Source organism: Nonlabens sp. Asnod2-A12 (genome assembly GCF_045063745.1).
In the GTDB taxonomy this organism is placed as follows: Bacteria; Bacteroidota; Bacteroidia; order Flavobacteriales; family Flavobacteriaceae; genus Nonlabens; species Nonlabens xylanidelens.
The window spans coordinates 1899830-1917388 of the sequence record NZ_JBEFOB010000003.1 but is presented as its reverse complement, the minus strand read 5'-3'; the positions used below and the strand labels follow the sequence as shown (position 1 = coordinate 1917388).

The 17559-nt window shown below is 36.7% G+C and carries 11 protein-coding genes and 1 tRNA gene; 8 read left to right on the top strand and 4 right to left on the bottom strand.

Going from position 1 to position 17559, the window contains the following annotated elements; genetic code table 11:
• Nucleotides 1-17: 17 nt before the first annotated feature.
• The gene (locus tag ACJJVJ_RS08765; protein WP_104514471.1) at nt 18-314 is read left to right on the top strand and encodes a co-chaperone YbbN; all 297 of its coding nucleotides are present in this window, start codon (nt 18-20) and stop codon (nt 312-314) included.
• Here ACJJVJ_RS08765 and ACJJVJ_RS08760 read toward each other — a convergent pair.
• On the bottom strand, nt 311-904 hold the full coding sequence (locus ACJJVJ_RS08760) for a polysaccharide deacetylase family protein (RefSeq protein ID WP_405369908.1): 594 nt from the start codon (nt 902-904) through the stop codon (nt 311-313). The two genes, ACJJVJ_RS08765 and ACJJVJ_RS08760, sit on opposite strands and share 4 nt — an antisense overlap.
• A gap of 37 nt (nt 905-941) precedes the next feature.
• On the bottom strand, nt 942-4346 hold the full coding sequence (locus ACJJVJ_RS08755) for a DUF2723 domain-containing protein (RefSeq protein WP_405369907.1): 3405 nt from the start codon (nt 4344-4346) through the stop codon (nt 942-944).
• Nucleotides 4347-4584: 238 nt separating this feature from the next.
• Here ACJJVJ_RS08755 and ACJJVJ_RS08750 point away from each other — a divergent pair.
• Nucleotides 4585-4655, top strand: a tRNA-Gln gene (locus tag ACJJVJ_RS08750).
• A gap of 73 nt (nt 4656-4728) precedes the next feature.
• Here ACJJVJ_RS08750 and ACJJVJ_RS08745 read toward each other — a convergent pair.
• Complete coding sequence (locus tag ACJJVJ_RS08745; protein ID WP_405369906.1) at nt 4729-5550, bottom strand: universal stress protein; 822 nt, start codon at nt 5548-5550, stop codon at nt 4729-4731.
• 150 nt (nt 5551-5700) lie between these two features.
• Here ACJJVJ_RS08745 and rimP point away from each other — a divergent pair, with 150 nt between their 5' ends.
• Genes rimP through infB form a run of 3 tightly spaced genes read left to right on the top strand, consistent with a single transcriptional unit; the run spans nt 5701 to nt 10336 of the window.
• Nucleotides 5701-6168 (top strand): ribosome assembly cofactor RimP, encoded by a 468-nt coding sequence (gene rimP / locus ACJJVJ_RS08740; protein WP_104514735.1) that lies wholly within the window; start codon nt 5701-5703, stop codon nt 6166-6168.
• An 8-nt stretch (nt 6169-6176) separates the two neighbouring features.
• Entirely contained in the window at nt 6177-7409 is a 1233-nt protein-coding gene (gene nusA, locus ACJJVJ_RS08735; protein ID WP_104514475.1) for a transcription termination factor NusA, read from the top strand.
• Nucleotides 7410-7441: 32 nt separating this feature from the next.
• The gene (gene infB / locus ACJJVJ_RS08730; RefSeq protein ID WP_104514476.1) at nt 7442-10336 is read left to right on the top strand and encodes a translation initiation factor IF-2; all 2895 of its coding nucleotides are present in this window, start codon (nt 7442-7444) and stop codon (nt 10334-10336) included.
• Nucleotides 10337-11104: 768 nt separating this feature from the next.
• Here infB and ACJJVJ_RS08725 read toward each other — a convergent pair.
• The gene (locus tag ACJJVJ_RS08725) at nt 11105-11479 is read right to left on the bottom strand and encodes an SPOR domain-containing protein (RefSeq protein WP_245890618.1); all 375 of its coding nucleotides are present in this window, start codon (nt 11477-11479) and stop codon (nt 11105-11107) included.
• A 225-nt stretch (nt 11480-11704) separates the two neighbouring features.
• Here ACJJVJ_RS08725 and ACJJVJ_RS08720 point away from each other — a divergent pair, with 225 nt between their 5' ends.
• Genes ACJJVJ_RS08720 through nrfD form a run of 3 tightly spaced genes read left to right on the top strand, consistent with a single transcriptional unit; the run spans nt 11705 to nt 17553 of the window.
• Nucleotides 11705-13000: a c-type cytochrome gene (locus ACJJVJ_RS08720; RefSeq protein ID WP_405369905.1), complete on the top strand. Its 1296-nt coding sequence runs from the start codon at nt 11705-11707 to the stop codon at nt 12998-13000.
• A gap of 20 nt (nt 13001-13020) precedes the next feature.
• Complete coding sequence (locus ACJJVJ_RS08715; RefSeq protein ID WP_405369904.1) at nt 13021-16089, top strand: TAT-variant-translocated molybdopterin oxidoreductase; 3069 nt, start codon at nt 13021-13023, stop codon at nt 16087-16089.
• Between the two features lie 27 nt (nt 16090-16116).
• Nucleotides 16117-17553, top strand: a complete 1437-nt coding sequence (nrfD, locus tag ACJJVJ_RS08710; protein WP_405369903.1) for an NrfD/PsrC family molybdoenzyme membrane anchor subunit — start codon at nt 16117-16119, stop codon at nt 17551-17553.
• Nucleotides 17554-17559 lie beyond the last annotated feature (6 nt).

Here is a 17559-nt window from a genome sequence, read left to right as displayed (position 1 = left end):
TAGTATAATTTGTGATTATGTCAAAGTTCGGCGAGCTTATTAGTGCAAATGTTCCAGTATTGTTTAACTTTTTTACTAACTGGAATGAAGATACCGTTGCTATGAATGCAGTGTTACGTAATGTAGCTGCAGCTCTAGGTGATAAGGCCAAGGTTATTAAAATAGATGTAGAGAAAAATCAAGAGCTCTCTGAAGCGCTTAGGATAAAAGGTGTTCCTACCTTTATTATCTATCAAGGTGGTGAGATGAAATGGAGGCAAAGTGGTGTGCAAGATGATAATACCTTGATACATCAATTAAAACAACTGCGTTAAATAGATTTGGGTTGTGAAATAGACTTACTATTCCATCCTTTTTCTTTTAGAAATGCCAGGTATTCTGGTAATATTACTTTTAATTTTTCAAAAGATTTATCGCTATCGTGAAAGACGATGATACTGCCGTTGCGCGTATTTTTCTTTAAGTTTTTAAGGCAAGATTCTGATGTTCTACTTTGATCAAAGTCGCCTGATAAGACATCCCAAAGAACAATTTTATATCCTTTTTTAATCAACCTTTGGGTGACGGCACTAGTTATACGACCGTATGGTGGTCTAAATAGTTTTGTCTCTGCCACTTTGCTGCACTCGTCAATATTATCGAGATACCTATTTTTTTTAGTGGTCCAGGCATTGAGATGGTGGTAAGTATGGTTGCCTATTTGATGATTTTGGTTTTTTAGAAGCCTATAAGTTTCTGGATAACGATTTACTTTATCTCCTATACAGAAGAAAGTTGCTTTAAATCCGTATTGAGATAAAAGGTTTATGACATAGTCGGTAACCAGTGGAGTAGGACCGTCATCAAAAGTTAGATAGACTGTTTTTTCTCCACGGTTACCGTGCCAATAATAATTTTTAAACAAGTTAGAGAACTTGTCTGATATGTGATCTGGGTATAATTTAATCTTGTTCTAATGTATCTACTACAGTCTCTTGTTGAGAAGTAGTAACGTTATCTACAGAGTTATCTAGAAGTTCTCTTAATTCCATCGCTTCAGCAGAGTCTGGGAATGATTCTTCTGGGCTTTCTCCTTTTATTCTGATGTAATAAGCGTCATTCATAAATCTTATAAACGGCTCAAAGTACCCATTATAAGTATCTACATGTTTATCGATCATTTCTTGATCTTCATAAAATACTGGAACCTCGGCAATAGAATTATATCTAGAAATCGCTGTTGCAATTCTTAGATAATTATTGTCTTGTTCCTCTAGACTCAATTGGTTGTAATGATCCAATTCATCTTGGTATTTTGCAATGACTTTATTTAATAAATCCCTTGCCTTTTCTTGCTTGTTAAGTTCATAATATCCGGATATGAAAGGTTCTAGCATCGAGTAATTGCCGTAATATTCTAAAGGCATATGCTTCATTCCTAAGTCTAAAACTTCTTCAGCCTTAGTTAGTTGTCCGTCTTTCATCAATGCCTCTGCAGCACGAGTAATGTTGCTTCTGTAACCTACACTATTACGTCTAGTCTCTACATCATGATATATGTCTGAAGAACCACCGTTACCCCAGTCCCATTTCTTGATTACTTGATATGCATAATCAGGATCTACTCTACCCATGTCAAATGGATCGCGTGGATCTTCTGGTGTAGTTTTAATAGGTAGTAATCTGTAGGCGCAACCATCTAGTTGCAGGTAGTCCTTCATCCAGATATAATCTTCGTCACTAAAAGCGCCACCAGAGAAATAAATAGGACGTTCCCAGTTATTTGCATTGATAATGTCTAGCATAAACATTCTGTTTTTATAAACTGCATTGCTTTTTATGTTGATGACTATTTCATCTACGATTTTATCAGCATCTTTTTGAGGTACAACACCGTTTTTAAGAACAGCTTCTTTATTTACAGGAATAGAGATAAACTTTGTTGGGAATGTGTGCTCAAAGTGCTCGTTTCTCATTTGTTCTTGAGTGACTTTGTTATCGCTAGCTACCCATTGCATCCATTGATCTAATTGCATCGTATCAGGAAAAACATAATTTGGATCTTGATTTAAATCCTGCATGCGTTGTTGAATACGTTCTTTATCTGAATAATACAGAGCATCTCGAGTACCGTATTTATATTTGCTATGAGTTAAAGTGCTAGGTACAGGCTCGCTATCCCATGCTTTCTTTTTCATATCATCCATGTACCAGTCGGTACCTAATAGAGAAGTACATACGACACGCACGTCTGTACGATAACCTTCTACCTCTTGTGCATACCATAATGGGAATGTATCGTTGTCTCCTATCGTAAAGATCAAAGCATTAGGTAAACAACTGTCTAGATATTTCTTAGCACTTGCTAGAGCGGTGTATTTATCTGACCTGTCATGGTCGTCCCAGTTTTGATATCCCATAAGTAATGGTGCAGCTGCAAAACATGCTGTCAAAGATATTATTTGTGCAATCCTAGACTTCATGAGATCTCGCAGCATTTCATAAATGGCATAAACTCCCATTCCTACCCACATGCTGAATACCAGAAAGGATCCTACATAAGCGTAGTCACGCTCTCGTACTTGAAACATAGATTGATTAAGGTACACAAGTATGGCTAGCCCTGTAAAAAGGAAGAGCACTAGAGTGACATAAAAGGATTTTAAATCTTTGCGCGCATGGAAAACAGCACCTAATATCCCTAAAATCAATGGTAAGAAAAAGTAAGTATTGCGTCCTTTGTTATTAAGCATGTCATCACTTAATTCATCTTGTGTACCTAGGTGTGCCTCATCTATAAAGCTAATACCGCTTAACCAGTTACCATCATAAGAATCCCATTCTCCTTGTACGTCATTTTGTTTACCGACAAAGTTCCACATGAAATAACGCATGTACATATAGCTTATCTGATAGTTTGCCATGTATTTCATGTTGTTAGCAAAACTAGGTTTGTCTATTTCTACAGCTTCCCTTAAAGACATTAATACGTCTATATATTCTTCGGTATCAATTGTCCCGCGTTGCAACCTACGTTCATAATCGTCTAGAACAGAAAGTAGTTCTTGATTGTTTTCAAAGCCTTCCTTTATAGTGTAGTCTAGGCCGCCCATAAACTCTATGTAATTAGATGCTCTAGATGGGTCTGTCATACGTGGAAAAAATCCTTTATGACTGTCATTAGTATTAGGTATCGCGTCCTTGTAATTATTAACTATAACGTACTTACCTAATTTATAGTCTTTTTCATATTTAGGTTTTTCGTCTTTAAAAGCTTCATTTTCCTCAGTAGTAGGATCGTCTTCGTTATATCCTGCGTACATGTCTGTAAATGATTCACCAAAGAAAAGTCCAGGTGATGGGTATTGTTCACGGTTATAATAAGCTAACAAAGAACGAGCGTCTTCCGGAGCGTTTTCATTAATAGGTGTACCAGCATTTGCTCTTATAGGTAGCATGGTCCAAGAAGAAAAACCTACTAATACAAACATGATGCATAAAGTAATCGTGTTTAATAGAGGTAGGTTACGCTTTCGCGAAAGCGAGATTAAAAAAGCAAATAATCCAATTATAAGTAAGAGAACGATAATGGTACCAGAGTTGAACGGTAAACCTATGTCGTTAACAAAGAATACTTCTAAGTATCCAAATATGCTTAATGTATAAGGTAATAATAGTTTGAAAACGAATAGTAATACAGCTACTACTGCTATGTTAGCAACAATAAAGTTGAGAACGGTTATTTTTTTATAGTGTTTAAAATACCATAACAATCCTATAGCAGGTATAGTAAGGATACCCATAAAGTGAATACCAAATGATAGTCCTACTATAAAAGAAATCAGTATTAACCAGCGGTTGCCGCGTGGTAATAGCATGTCACGTTCCCATAACAAGCCTATGTAAAACATAAGACTCATGAGTAATGTTGCTGGTGCATAAACTTCTGCTTCTACAGCGTTAAACCAGAAACTGTCAGAAACCGCAAAGGTTAATGAACCTATGGCTGCTGCTCCTAAAATCATTAGGTCGTTTGCATGATCTTTTAATATATGTCTCTTTAAAAGTAAAGTAAGCGACCAGAACATAAATAAAATAGTGAATGCACTAGAGAAAACTGCTAGTAAATTAACCGTGTATGCTATGTCTGTTGCGTCTAGAGCAAATACAGAAAAAGCGGCACCCATCATCTGGTAGAGCGGTGCTCCTGGTGGGTGGCCTACTTCAAGTTTTGAAGATGTGGCGATATACTCTCCAGCATCCCAGTAACTTACCGTAGGTTCTACAGTGCTCCAGAATATAAAAAGTGCTGCTGCAAAGACTGTCCAGCCTATGATTTTATTTAATTGTGCGTAGTTCAATTTCATAATGATGGTTAACTCTGGCGAAAATAAGATTTTATGGCCTTATTAACCATATAAACGTCTAAGAGAAAATTACAGTATGTGAGGTGTTGTTGATTTTTATTTAATTATTTTCAATCGTATTTTTCTAATAATTATGGGCTGTTCAAGAGATTTGATATATCCTATCGGAAGATTAATTTAAATTTTCATGATTTTTTTTTGCAAGATTTAAGAAATGTTATAAATTTGCACTCGATTTTGTCCCATGGTGTAATGGTAACACTCCGGTTTTTGGTACCGTCATTCAAGGTTCGAGTCCTTGTGGGACAACAAGTAAATCCTGATTCTTAATTGAATCAGGATTTTTTAGTTTTAATAGTTTCGCTTTCGCGAAAGCGAAATGCTACTTAATTCTAAACGTAACTACAGGTAGGCTAGAGTGGTTTACGATGTCTTCACTAACGCTGCCGTTGAAAAAATGTGAGAGTCCGCGGCGACCATGAGTTGCCATACCTATTAAGTCTCCTTTTACGTCTTTAGTGTAGTTAAATACACCTTCTTCTACAGAGTTGTCATTATATATAACATAGTCAGCAGGTTGAACGTTTACATCTTTTAGGTATTTAGTAACCTTTTCTTCTGCCTGTCTAGTGCTTAGAAATTGAGATGGAGTGTTTACATATAATAAATGGAGGTTACATTTAGTCTTTGCAGCAAATGTTGCTGCCTCTTTTAACGCGCTAGTAGATTTGGGATCTAGATCTGTTGCAAATACAAATTCATTCACATCTAGTCTGTTTTTTCTGTCTTTTACGACAAGAACTGGGACTTCGGAATTGCGTACTACTTTTTCTGCATTAGAGCCTAAGAACATATTTTTTATACCGTCAGCACCATGACTACCCATTACTATAAGGTCTGCACTGTGTCTTTTTACGGTATCCATAATTCCACTGAATGCGCCTCCTGTTTCCACGTCACCATGAATGGTAACGCCTTCTAGAAAGTCTGCATTTAGTAGGTTATCAAATTTTTCTTTGGCAAGCTTCATGAAAAATACAGCCTCTGGTAAGTTTGAGCTACCGTTATTTGCAAGGTGTAGTGGTAGGTCTAATAGGTGAAGTAAAAATAATTCTCCGTTATTCTCTCGGGCTATGTCAGCTGCTACTCTAAGTGCGTTTTCTGCCTGTATAGAGAAGTCTGTGGGTACGATGATCTTTTTCATAATGGTTGTTTTTTATATCACTTAAAGATACAAAAAAATAGCATGTTTATCACTCTGTTTTTTAAGGCTTTGGAAATGCTTAAAAAAACAGTATATTTGCAAAGTATTTAAACAAGTATGAGGGGACTAGAGTCCCCTCTTTTTATAAATATGTTGAAAGATAAAGTAGAAAAATTATTAAACGAAGCGTTTGAAGAGCGTCCAGATATCTTTTTGATTGATTTCAAAATGGGTGCTGGGAACGAGATCAAAGTCATTATAGATGGCGATGATGGTGTAAAACTGTCTGATTGTATGTTTTTTTCTAGAGCGGTAGAGCATAATTTAGATCGAGAAGAATATGATTTTTCTATAGAAGTTCTAAGTGCAGGTGCTTCTTCTCCTTTAAGTTCTCCTAGGCAGTTTGTTAAAAATATCGGTAGAGATATTCAAATAACGGATAGAGAGAAGAGAACTGAAACTGGTTTGTTAAAAAAGGCAGATGAGGAAGAAGTTACTATTACATGGAAAGCTCGTGAGCCTAAACCGATAGGTAAAGGGAAAGTTACTGTTGAAAAAGAGTGGACTTTGAACTATGAAGACGTGAAGCAAGCAAAAGTTGTTATAAAATTTAATTAAGAAGTAGTATGGAAAATCTCGCATTGATCGAGTCTTTTTCTGAGTTTAAAGATGATAAAATGATAGATCGTGTCACGTTGATGGCGATCTTAGAAGATGTGTTTAGAGCCGCTTTAAAAAGAAAGTATGGTGAAGATGACAACTTTGATATTATTATCAATCCTGATAAAGGGGATTTAGAGATATGGCGTAATCGTGTTGTTGTGGCTGATGATGAAGTTGAAGATGATAATTCTGAGATTTCATTAACAGAAGCTCAGAAAATCGAGCCTGATTATGAGGTTGGTGAGGACGTTGCAGAAGAAGTAAAGCTTATTCAATTAGGACGTAGAGCTATTCTTGCTTTAAGACAAAATCTTATTGCTAAGATTCATGAACATGATAATACTAATGTCTTTAAACATTTTAAAGAATTAGAAGGTCAACTTTATAGTGCTGAAGTTCATCATATAAGACATAGAGCAATTATATTGTTAGATGACGATGGTAATGAAATTATCATGCCTAAAGATAGACAGATTCCATCTGACTTCTTTAGAAAGGGTGAAAACGTGCGTGGCGTTATAGAAAGTGTAGAGTTAAGGGGTAATAAGCCTAATATCATATTATCAAGAACCTCTCCTAAGTTTTTAGAGAAGCTTTTTGAACAAGAGATTCCAGAAGTTTTTGACGGTGTTATATCGGTAAAAGCTGTTGTTAGGGAGCCAGGTGAGAAAGCTAAGGTTGCTGTGGATAGTTATGATGATCGTATAGATCCTGTAGGTGCTTGTGTAGGTGTGAAAGGTTCTCGTATTCATGGAATAGTTCGTGAATTAGGAAATGAAAACATTGATGTAATTAACTTTACAACAAATACACAACTTTATATTGCTAGAGCATTAAGTCCTGCAAAGATTGTCTCAATGGTAATCAATGAGGAGACAAAGAAAGCTGAAGTGCGTTTGAGTCCTGAAGAGGTTTCTAAAGCAATAGGTCGAAGAGGTCATAACATTAGATTAGCCGGTAAGTTAACTGGTTATGATATTGATGTGATTAGAGAAGGTGCTGAAGAAGATGTGGAATTAACTGAGTTCACCGATGTTATCGATGGATGGGTTATTGAAGAATTAAGTAAGATAGGATTGGACACTGCCAAAAGTGTTCTAGAGCAAGACGTTGCTGACTTAATAAAACGTACAGATCTTGAGGAGGAAACCGTTTTAGACGTAGTTAGAATCCTGAGAGCAGAATTTGAAGATTAGATTAGAAATTAAAGTCAATCCTGAACCATTTTATGGCCGAAGTAAAAAACATGAGACTCAACAAAGTTCTAAGAGAATTTAATATTTCTCTAGACCGTGCTGTGGAGTATCTTAATTCTAAAGGAATTGAGATAGAGGCTCGCCCTACCACAAAAATAGATGCTAGCGTCTATAAAGCACTTGCTGATGAGTTTCAAACTGACAAGAGCAAAAAAGTAGCCTCAAAGGAAGTAGGTGCTGAACGTCGCAAGGAACAAGAAGAATTGCGATTGCAGCGAGAAAAAGAACTTGAGGAAAAACAAAAGAGACAACAAGAGGTTATAAAAGCTAAGGCTTCTATAGGTGGTCCTAAACAAGTAGGTAAAGTTGATCTGGATGCTGGTAAGAAAGCAGAAAAGTCAACTAAAGAGCCTGAAAAGGCTTCTGAAGCTGTTGTTAAGGAAGAGTCTCCTAAGGTTGAGAAAACTACTGTTGCTCCTCCCAAAGAAAAAACCGATTCTGAAGAGTCTAAAGAAATCACACAGGTTTCTAATAGACCTAAAGCAATGGGTACTACCTTAAAAGGTAAAATCGATTTAGATGCAAATAAGAGATCTAAACCTAAAAAGAAGCCAGAGGCTGCAAAAAAGGTTGAGGTTTCTAAAAAAGAAGCTAAGCCTAAGGTAGAAGCTGTTGCGCCTAAAGCAAAATCTAAAGTAGAAGAAGTAGCTAAAGAGGCTAAGCAGCCTAAACCTGCTACTAAGTCTGTTGATGGTTCTAAGACTGAAGCAGCTGAGCCTGTGGTTAATTCTGAGCCAGAAGTTATTAAGACTGAGTATAAGAAATTAGGTGGTCTTAAGGTTACTGGTAAAAAAATTGACCTTTCTCAATTTGCTAAGCCGAAGAAAAAAGCTGCAGATACTAATAGAGGTAAACGTAAGCGTATTTCAAAACCTGGAGGTTCTGGAGGTGGTAATCGCTCTAATAATAGACGTGGTGGTAACAATAATAACACTGGTCGTAAAAATATTGTTAAAGAAGAGCCTACTGATGAAGAAATTCAAAAGCAGGTAAGGGAGACTCTTGAGAAATTACAAGGTAAGTCTTCTAAATCTAAAGCGGCTAGATACCGTAGAGATAAGAGAGAAAGTCACCGTGATAAAGTTGATGCTGCAGAGCAAGCTCAAGCAGAGGATAAGTCATTACAAGTAACGGAATTTGTTACTGTAAGTGATCTTTCTATTATGATGGATGTTCCTGTAAATAAAGTTATCGGTGCATGTATGTCTCTAGGGATGATGGTAACGATGAATCAAAGACTTGATGCTGAAACGATGTCTATCGTGGCTGAAGAGTTTGGCTTTGATGTAGAGTTTGTAAACGCTGATATTGAAGAGAGTGTTGCTGAAGTTTTAGACAATGAAGAAGATTTAGTTTCTCGTGCTCCTATCGTTACTGTAATGGGTCACGTAGATCATGGTAAAACATCTCTTCTAGATTATATTAGAAAAGAAAATGTTATTGCTGGCGAGAGTGGTGGTATCACACAGCATATTGGTGCTTATGGTGTTGAGCTTGAAAATGGTCAGAAAATAGCATTTTTAGATACGCCTGGTCACGAAGCTTTTACAGCGATGCGTGCTCGTGGTGCTCAAGTTACTGATATTGCAATTATTGTTGCTGCAGCAGATGATGATATCATGCCGCAGACTAAAGAGGCTATTTCTCACGCGCAAGCAGCTGGAGTACCTATAGTATTTGCAATTAACAAGATCGATAAGCCACACGCTAATCCTGAAAAGATAAAAGAAGGTCTTGCGCAAATGAATTTACTTGTAGAAGATTGGGGTGGTAAAATTCAATCTCATGATATCTCTGCAAAAGTAGGTACAGGTGTTAAAGAATTACTTGAAAAAGTTTTACTTGAGGCTGAGTTACTAGATTTAAAAGCTAATCCTGACAAGCCGGCAACTGGTACAGTAGTCGAGGCGTTCCTTGATAAAGGTCGTGGATATGTTTCTACTATACTTGTTCAAGCTGGTACATTAAAAGTAGGAGATTATGTTCTTGCTGGTCCTAGACATGGTAAGATTAAGGCGATGCAAGATGAGCGTGGTCATGATGTTCAAGAAGCTGGTCCTTCTACTCCTGTTTCTATATTAGGTTTAGATGGTGCTCCACAAGCTGGTGATAAGTTTAACGTATTCCAAGATGAGCGTGAAGCTAAATCTATAGCGGCAAAACGTACACAATTACAACGTGAGCAATCTGTTCGTACTCAGAAGACATTATCTCTTGATGAAATCGGTCGTCGTATTGCGTTAGGAGACTTTAAAGAGCTTAACTTGATCCTTAAAGGTGATGTTGATGGATCTGTAGAGGCGTTAACTGATTCATTCCAGAAATTATCAACTGAAGAAATTCAGGTGAATATCATACACAAGGCTGTAGGTGCAATTACTGAAAGCGATGTGTTACTTGCGACTGCATCTGATGCGATAATAATCGGATTTAATGTACGACCACAAGGTAATGCAAGAGTTGTTGCAGATAGAGAAGAAGTAGATATCCGTACTTATTCAATTATATACGATGCGATCAATGATCTTAAGGACGCGATGGAAGGAATGCTATCTCCAGAGCTTAAAGAAGAGATTACTGGTAATGCAGAAGTTAGACAGACATTTAAAATATCTAAAGTTGGTACCATTGCAGGATGTATGGTTACAGACGGTAAGATATTTAGAAATGGTGGTGTAAGATTGATTAGAGATGGAGTAGTTGTTTACACAGGAGAACTAGTTGCTCTTAAGCGTTTCAAAGATGACGTTAAAGAAGTTGCTAAAGGTTATGAATGTGGTATGCAGATTAAGAACTATAATGACTTGCAAGAGGGTGATGTTTTAGAATCCTTCCATGAAGTAGAGGTAAAGAAAACTTTGAAATAATAAGTTATACCTTAATAAATAAAAAGCGCCTTCATGAAAATGAAGGCGCTTTTTTTATGTGTTAAGTTAGTTTGAAAAATCAAACGGTAAGATTCTTCTCGAGCCTATTTAGTTATCTAAATGACTAATTGGAAGTTTTTGTAAAGTTAACTTGTTATTGAAAGATTGCATTGTTCATCTTGTTCCGAGGTAAATATTTTTTCAGGGTTTTAAATTTTCAAAATGTTGAATTGAATGTCAAATCTGTTTGTTTGATAAGCCGTTGGAGTTTGTGGTTTTGGTTTTACAGAGGGTTATTGATTTTCTTGTATAGTTAGATTCATGTTGTTTCTGTTTTACTAAACTACTCCAATTGGTGGTTGTATTGTGGTTGCAATAGAAATTGAGCTTTGCTTGTTTAAAAGGCCGATGAATGGTTTAGCGTTATGTTTCTGCTTCGCTTTAAAATGATGTTTTGTATTTTAATTGTTATGTGTACGAATCCAATTTTGGTTTAGTTTCAAATATGTTATGTAGAATTTTATTCCGTTGTCTGGATTCTTTTAAAGCTTAGAATTTATAAGTGATAAGGGAGATGGTGTTGATTGTAGGATGTGTTTTGATTTTACCGTATTTGGTTCCGATTTTTGAGGTTTTGTTGTGTGAATTGATTTTTTATATATTGATATAAATAAAAAAAAGCTCAATGATATTATTATCATTAAGCTTTGAGTTGATATTTGATAATTCACAATAATTATCAAATATTAAAGAGTTATTCCAGTAGATTTATGGTTTTAAGATAAGCGCATTGGAATATTTTTCTTTTATTTTAATTAGTGCTCTTTCTGCTTCTAATCTGCTTCTGTAAGTTCCTACACATATTTTGTGATAAGGGTGTTCCCATGTTAATTCTGATTTCCATTTGTGATCTAAGGCATCATATTGACGTTTTGTGGCGATGGCTTTGTTCCGTTCACCGTAAAAAATTTGTATGGTATAGTGTTCTTTAAAGTCACCAGATTTGTCCATGGCGATTTTTGTAGAAACTAAGGCATCCAATTTTTGCTTATCAATTTGCTTTGATTCTTGTGCAATTCCTTGAAATGCAACACCGAACATGGTTAAGCTTACCATTAAAATTTGTATTTTTTTTCTAGACATAGCGTGTGTTCTCTTATTGTTAGCTTTCGCGAAAGCGAATCTATTTAGAATAGTTATAAATTATTTTCTTCATTTTATTCACGGGCAAAAATAAACGATTTATGACCTATTTTTGCGGAAGCATTTACGATACGGTAAAATACCGTAATTATTGTGCCAAAGTTATAGTAATATTCATTAAGCGAGATGATAAATAGGAAATTACATTTTTCCGCATGGCAGTTCATGCTAGCGTTTGTTTTCGTAACACTAGGTTCTATTAGTGTTTACGGACAGGATGCTACCACCTCAGATGGTGAGCCAGCGGCGCCTGTAGAAGCTACTAGTGGTGGAGACGCTGCTTTAGGAGAGGCTCTTTTTAAAGCTAATTGTGCATCGTGTCACAAATTGTACAAAAAAGCCGTCGGTCCGGCGCTTTTTCAGGTAAGTCAGCGTCACGATAGAGAGTGGCTTTACAGTTGGGTTAAAAACTCAACGGCATTAATTGCTACAGGAGATGCTGAAGCAGTTGCTATTTACAACGAGTATAATCAGTCTAACATGAATGCTTTTCCACAGCTTTCTAATACTGATATTGATAACATCATTGCTTATACAGATACTGAGAAGCCTAAACCTACTGGTCCAGTTGTTGATGCGGCTAGTACTGGTTCTGCTGCTGGTGGTTCTTCAATCTCTAATAATATTATATTAGGTGCGCTAGCGGTGGTTTTGTTACTGTTAGTAGTGTTGTTGATAGTAGTAAATAAGACGCTAAAGAGATTTGCTCAGGCAAATGGAATTCAGACTGAATTTGAAGAAGAAGAGCGCACTCCTATTTGGAAAGCGTTTGTTCAAAATCAGTTTTTAGTATTAGTTACTTCTGTATTCTTGTTGCTAGCTAGTGCTTATTTTGCATATGGTGCATTAATGAGTGTGGGTGTTGATCAAGGTTATGCGCCGGTACAACCTATTCATTACTCTCACAGAATACACGCTGGTTCTAATGAGATAGATTGTAAGTATTGTCACTCTAGTGCTCGTGAGTCTAAGCATTCTGGTATACCTTCTTTAAATGTTTGTATGAATTGTCATAAGTCTATCGGTGAGGTAGCAGATGCTACTTATCAAGAAGGTATAGATGAGTATGGAATTGATTATAATAAGGAGATTCAGAAACTATATGCAGCTACAGGTTGGGATAGTGATGAGCAGAAGTTTGTAGGAGAAGAGAGTCCTGTAAGATGGGTTCGTATTCATAACTTACCAGATCTTGCTTACTTTAATCATGCACAACACGTTACTGCTGGTAAGATAGCTTGTCAGACTTGTCACGGTCCTGTTGAAGAAATGGAAGTGATGTATCAATATTCACCATTAACTATGGGATGGTGTATCAACTGTCACCGTGAAACTAACGTAGATCTTCAGGGTAACGGATATTATGAACAAATTCACAAAGAACTTTCTGAAGCTCGTGGTGGTCGTCAGTTGACTATCGCAGATTTAGGAGGACTTGAATGTGGTAAATGCCACTATTAATAACATAGTTTTAGATATTTATGGCTACTACTAAGAAATACTGGAAAAGCACTGCGCAACTTGATGACAGCAATGAGATTGTAAAAAATCTTGAGCAGAATGAGTTTGCGAGTCCTATTCCTTCTGATGAGTTTTTAGGAAATGATGAGGCGATGGAGTCTTCTAGCACGTCACGACGTGATTTTCTAAAGTATGTTGGTTTCAGTACTGCGGCAGCATCGCTTGCGGCATGTGAAGGACCAGTAATATACTCGGTACCTTACGTTAATCAACCAGAGCAAATCATTCCTGGAATGGCTAATTATTATGCGACAACTATCGCAAATGGTTATGATTTTGCTAGTATATTGGTTAAAACTCGTGAAGGTCGACCTATTAAGATAGAGAGTAATAAAGATGCAATGTATCGCGGTCATGCAAATGCTCGTGTTCATGCTTCTGTGTTATCGTTATATGATAATAACAGATTGAAAACTCCTATGATTAAAGGAGTTGAATCTAATTGGGAAGAGTTTGATAAGCAAGTTGCAAATCAACTGTCCTCTTTGAATGGAAAAGAACTAGTTGTGTTAGCGCAAACTTTTGCTAGTCCATCAATGAATAAAATCTTTTCACAGTTAAAAGCTAAGTATTCTAATGTGCGTGTCGTTACTTATGACGCTGTAGGTGAAGATGCTGCTCTTGCTGCTTTTGAAGCTAGATATGGCTCTAGAGCATTAGCTGATTATGATTTTACGGATGCAGAGACTATTGTTTCTATAGGAGCTGATTTTGTAGGTGACTGGCAAGGTGGAGGATTTGATAAGGGGTATGCAAAGTCTCGTGTTCCTAAGAATGGTAAAATGTCTCAGCATATCCAATATGAGGCAAACTTATCTTTATCTGGTTCTAATGCTGATAGACGTTATCCTGTAACGCCTACTGAGCAAAAAAATATCATTGCTGCATTATATAGTAAAATAGTAGGTGGAGGGGCAAATGTCTCTCTATCTGATAAAGTTGCTAAATCTGTTGAGCAAACGGCTATTAGCCTTAAGCGCGCAGGTAGTAAGGCTGTTGTTCTTTGTGGTGTTCCTGATCAAGCAGCACATCAATTAACTATTGCAATAAATGAAGCGCTAAGATCAACTATAGTTGATACAGTTTCTCCTATCATGACTCGTCAGGGTAATCGTAAGTCTGTTGATACTTTGGTTAAAGATATGAATGCAGGAAAGGTAGGTGCTATTTTTATAGCAGGTGTTGATCCTGTATATAGTTATAATGATAGTGACGCTTTCGCGAAAGCGTTAGAAAAGGTGTCGCTTAGAGTGTCTTTTGCTTCTTCAATGAATGCAACAGCTGAAAAGTGTAATTATGTTGCTACTACTCCTCATTTCCTTGAGTCTTGGGGTGATACTGAAATAAAGAAAGGGCATGTGTATTTAACGCAGCCTACTATAAATCCAATTTTTAAGACAAGACAATTACAAGACACTTTATTAAAATGGTCTGGTAGTTCTCAATCTTTTAAAGATTTCCTAAAAGAAACTTCTAAAGCGTCAGGTTCTAGTTGGAATCAATCATTACAGGATGGTTTTTATAAAACATCTGTTGTAGTTAACGATTCTGAAGAGGAAGTTGAGCGCGAAGTGATAAGTAACTCTGCTGCTTTAAGTGCTATGGCTAGCGCTAAGAAGCCTTCTGGCTATGAACTTACTTTATATACTAAAACTGGTCTAGGTGATGGTGTTATGGCAAATAACCCATGGTTACAAGAATTACCAGATCCTATTACTAGAACGACTTGGGATAATTACGTAACTATTTCTCAAGCAGATGCGGAGAAGGTAGGTGTTGTTAATGAAAATGTAGCTAACGGTGCTCTTGATGGAACATATGTAACGGTAACGTTAGATGGTGTGCAAAGAAAATTACCTGCTCTTATTCAACCAGGACAGGCTGCTGGAACCATCGGTATAGCTTTAGGTTATGGGCAGACAGCTGCTATTCAAGAAGAAATGCAGACTGGTGTAAATGCATATCCTTTCTATAAGAACGGTGTTGCAGTACAAACTGTTTCTGTGAAGGATGCAGGTGGTACACATGAGTTTGCTTGTACTCAATTACAAAACACTATGATGGGTCGCGATATTATACGTGAGACCGATCTAGAAACATATAGAACTGGTAATAAGGATAATTTCAATCCTATGCCTGAGGTTTCTTTGAACCATGTTGAAACTCCGGTTACTTCTCCAGATGTAGATCTTTGGGAAAGTTTTGATAGATCTGTAGGTCATCATTTCAATATGTCTATCGATTTAAATGCATGTACTGGTTGTGGTGCTTGTGTTATTGCTTGTCATGCAGAGAACAATGTTCCTGTTGTTGGTAAGACTGAGGTTAGAAAATCTCGTGATATGCACTGGTTGCGTATAGATAGATATTACTCTTCTGAAGATAGTTTTGAGGCAGATGAAGCTAAGAAAGATGGCTTCGATGGATTATTCGGTGATAATGGTTCGTTAGGTGGTTTTGGAGAGTTGGAAGTCCCAGCTGATAATCCACAAGTGGCTTTCCAGCCAGTGATGTGTCAGCACTGTAATCACGCACCTTGTGAAACTGTATGTCCTGTGGCTGCATCTTCTCATGGTCGTCAGGGTCAAAATCACATGGCTTATAACCGTTGTGTAGGTACTCGTTATTGTGCAAACAACTGTCCTTACAAGGTTCGTAGATTTAACTGGTTCTTGTATAATGGTAACGATGAGTTTGATTATCATATGAACAACGATTTAGGTCGTATGGTTATTAATCCAGATGTTACTGTAAGAAGTCGTGGTGTAATGGAGAAATGTTCTCTATGTATGCAAATGACTCAAATGACTATTCTTGAAGCTAAGAAAGACGGTCGCATGATTAAAGATGGTGAATTTGCTACGGCATGTTCTAATGCTTGTTCAAGCGGTGCGATTACTTTCGGTGATATCAACGATAAGGAATCTGAGATTTTTAAAGTGAAACAACAAGACCGTATGTATCACCTATTAGAAGAAGTGGGAACTGAACCTAATGTGATGTATCAGGTTAAAGTGAGAAACGTATAATTAACTAGCAAAACTAATCAAGATATTATGGCTCATTATGAAGCGTCCATAAGAAGACCTCTCGTTACAGGAGATAAAACATATTCTGATGTAACAAGGGATATCGCAGCACCAGTAGAAGGTGTTGCAAATAAGCAATGGTGGATTGTGTTTACAATCGCTCTTATTGCATTTCTTTATGGATTAGGATGTATTACTTATACGATCTCTACTGGTATTGGAGTATGGGGATTGAACAAGACCATAGGATGGGCTTGGGATATTACCAACTTTGTATGGTGGGTAGGAATCGGTCACGCAGGAACATTAATTTCTGCAGTACTTTTATTATTTCGCCAGAAATGGAGAATGGCTATTAACCGCTCTGCAGAGGCGATGACTATCTTCTCTGTAATTCAAGCAGGTTTATTCCCTATTATTCACATGGGACGTCCATGGTTAGCTTATTGGGTATTACCTATTCCTAATCAATTTGGTTCTTTATGGGTTAACTTTAACTCGCCATTACTTTGGGATGTATTTGCAATTTCAACTTACTTATCTGTATCATTAGTATTTTGGTGGACTGGTTTGCTTCCTGATTTTGCAATGATTCGTGATAGAGCTATAACACCTTTTAATAAGAAGATATACGGAATACTTTCTTTTGGTTGGTCTGGTCGTGCAAAAGACTGGCAACGTTTTGAAGAGGTATCTTTAGTTCTTGCAGGTCTAGCAACTCCATTAGTACTTTCAGTTCACACTATTGTATCTTTTGACTTTGCAACATCAGTAATACCTGGATGGCATACAACAATTTTCCCTCCTTACTTTGTTGCTGGAGCGATCTTCTCTGGTTTTGCAATGGTAAATACTCTTCTTATTATTATGAGAAAAGTATGTCATTTAGAGAATTATATTACTCTTCAACATATTGAATTAATGAACATAGTAATTATGATTACTGGTTCTATAGTTGGTGTCGCTTATATTACTGAATTATTCGTTGCTTGGTACTCAGGTGTTGAGTATGAACAATATGCATTCTTGAATAGGGCTACTGGTCCTTACTGGTGGGCTTATTGGGCTATGATGACTTGTAATGTATTCTCTCCTCAGTTCATGTGGTTCAAGAAATTAAGAACTAGTATTATGTTCTCTTTTGCTATTTCGATTGTGGTAAACATAGGGATGTGGTTTGAGCGTTTTGTTATTATTGTAACTTCTTTACATAGAGATTACCTACCATCTTCATGGACAATGTTCTCTCCTACGTTTGTGGATATAGGTATCTTTATAGGTACCATTGGATTCTTCTTTGTACTTTTCTTATTGTACTCTAGAACATTCCCAGTAATAGCACAAGCAGAAGTGAAATCTATACTTAAAGCTAGTGGAAGTAAGTACAAGACTTTAAGAGAAAATAAAATGACGTCTAACGCAGGAGCTTCTTCAGGAGATCCTATCGCTCACCCAGGCGAGTAGAACTAA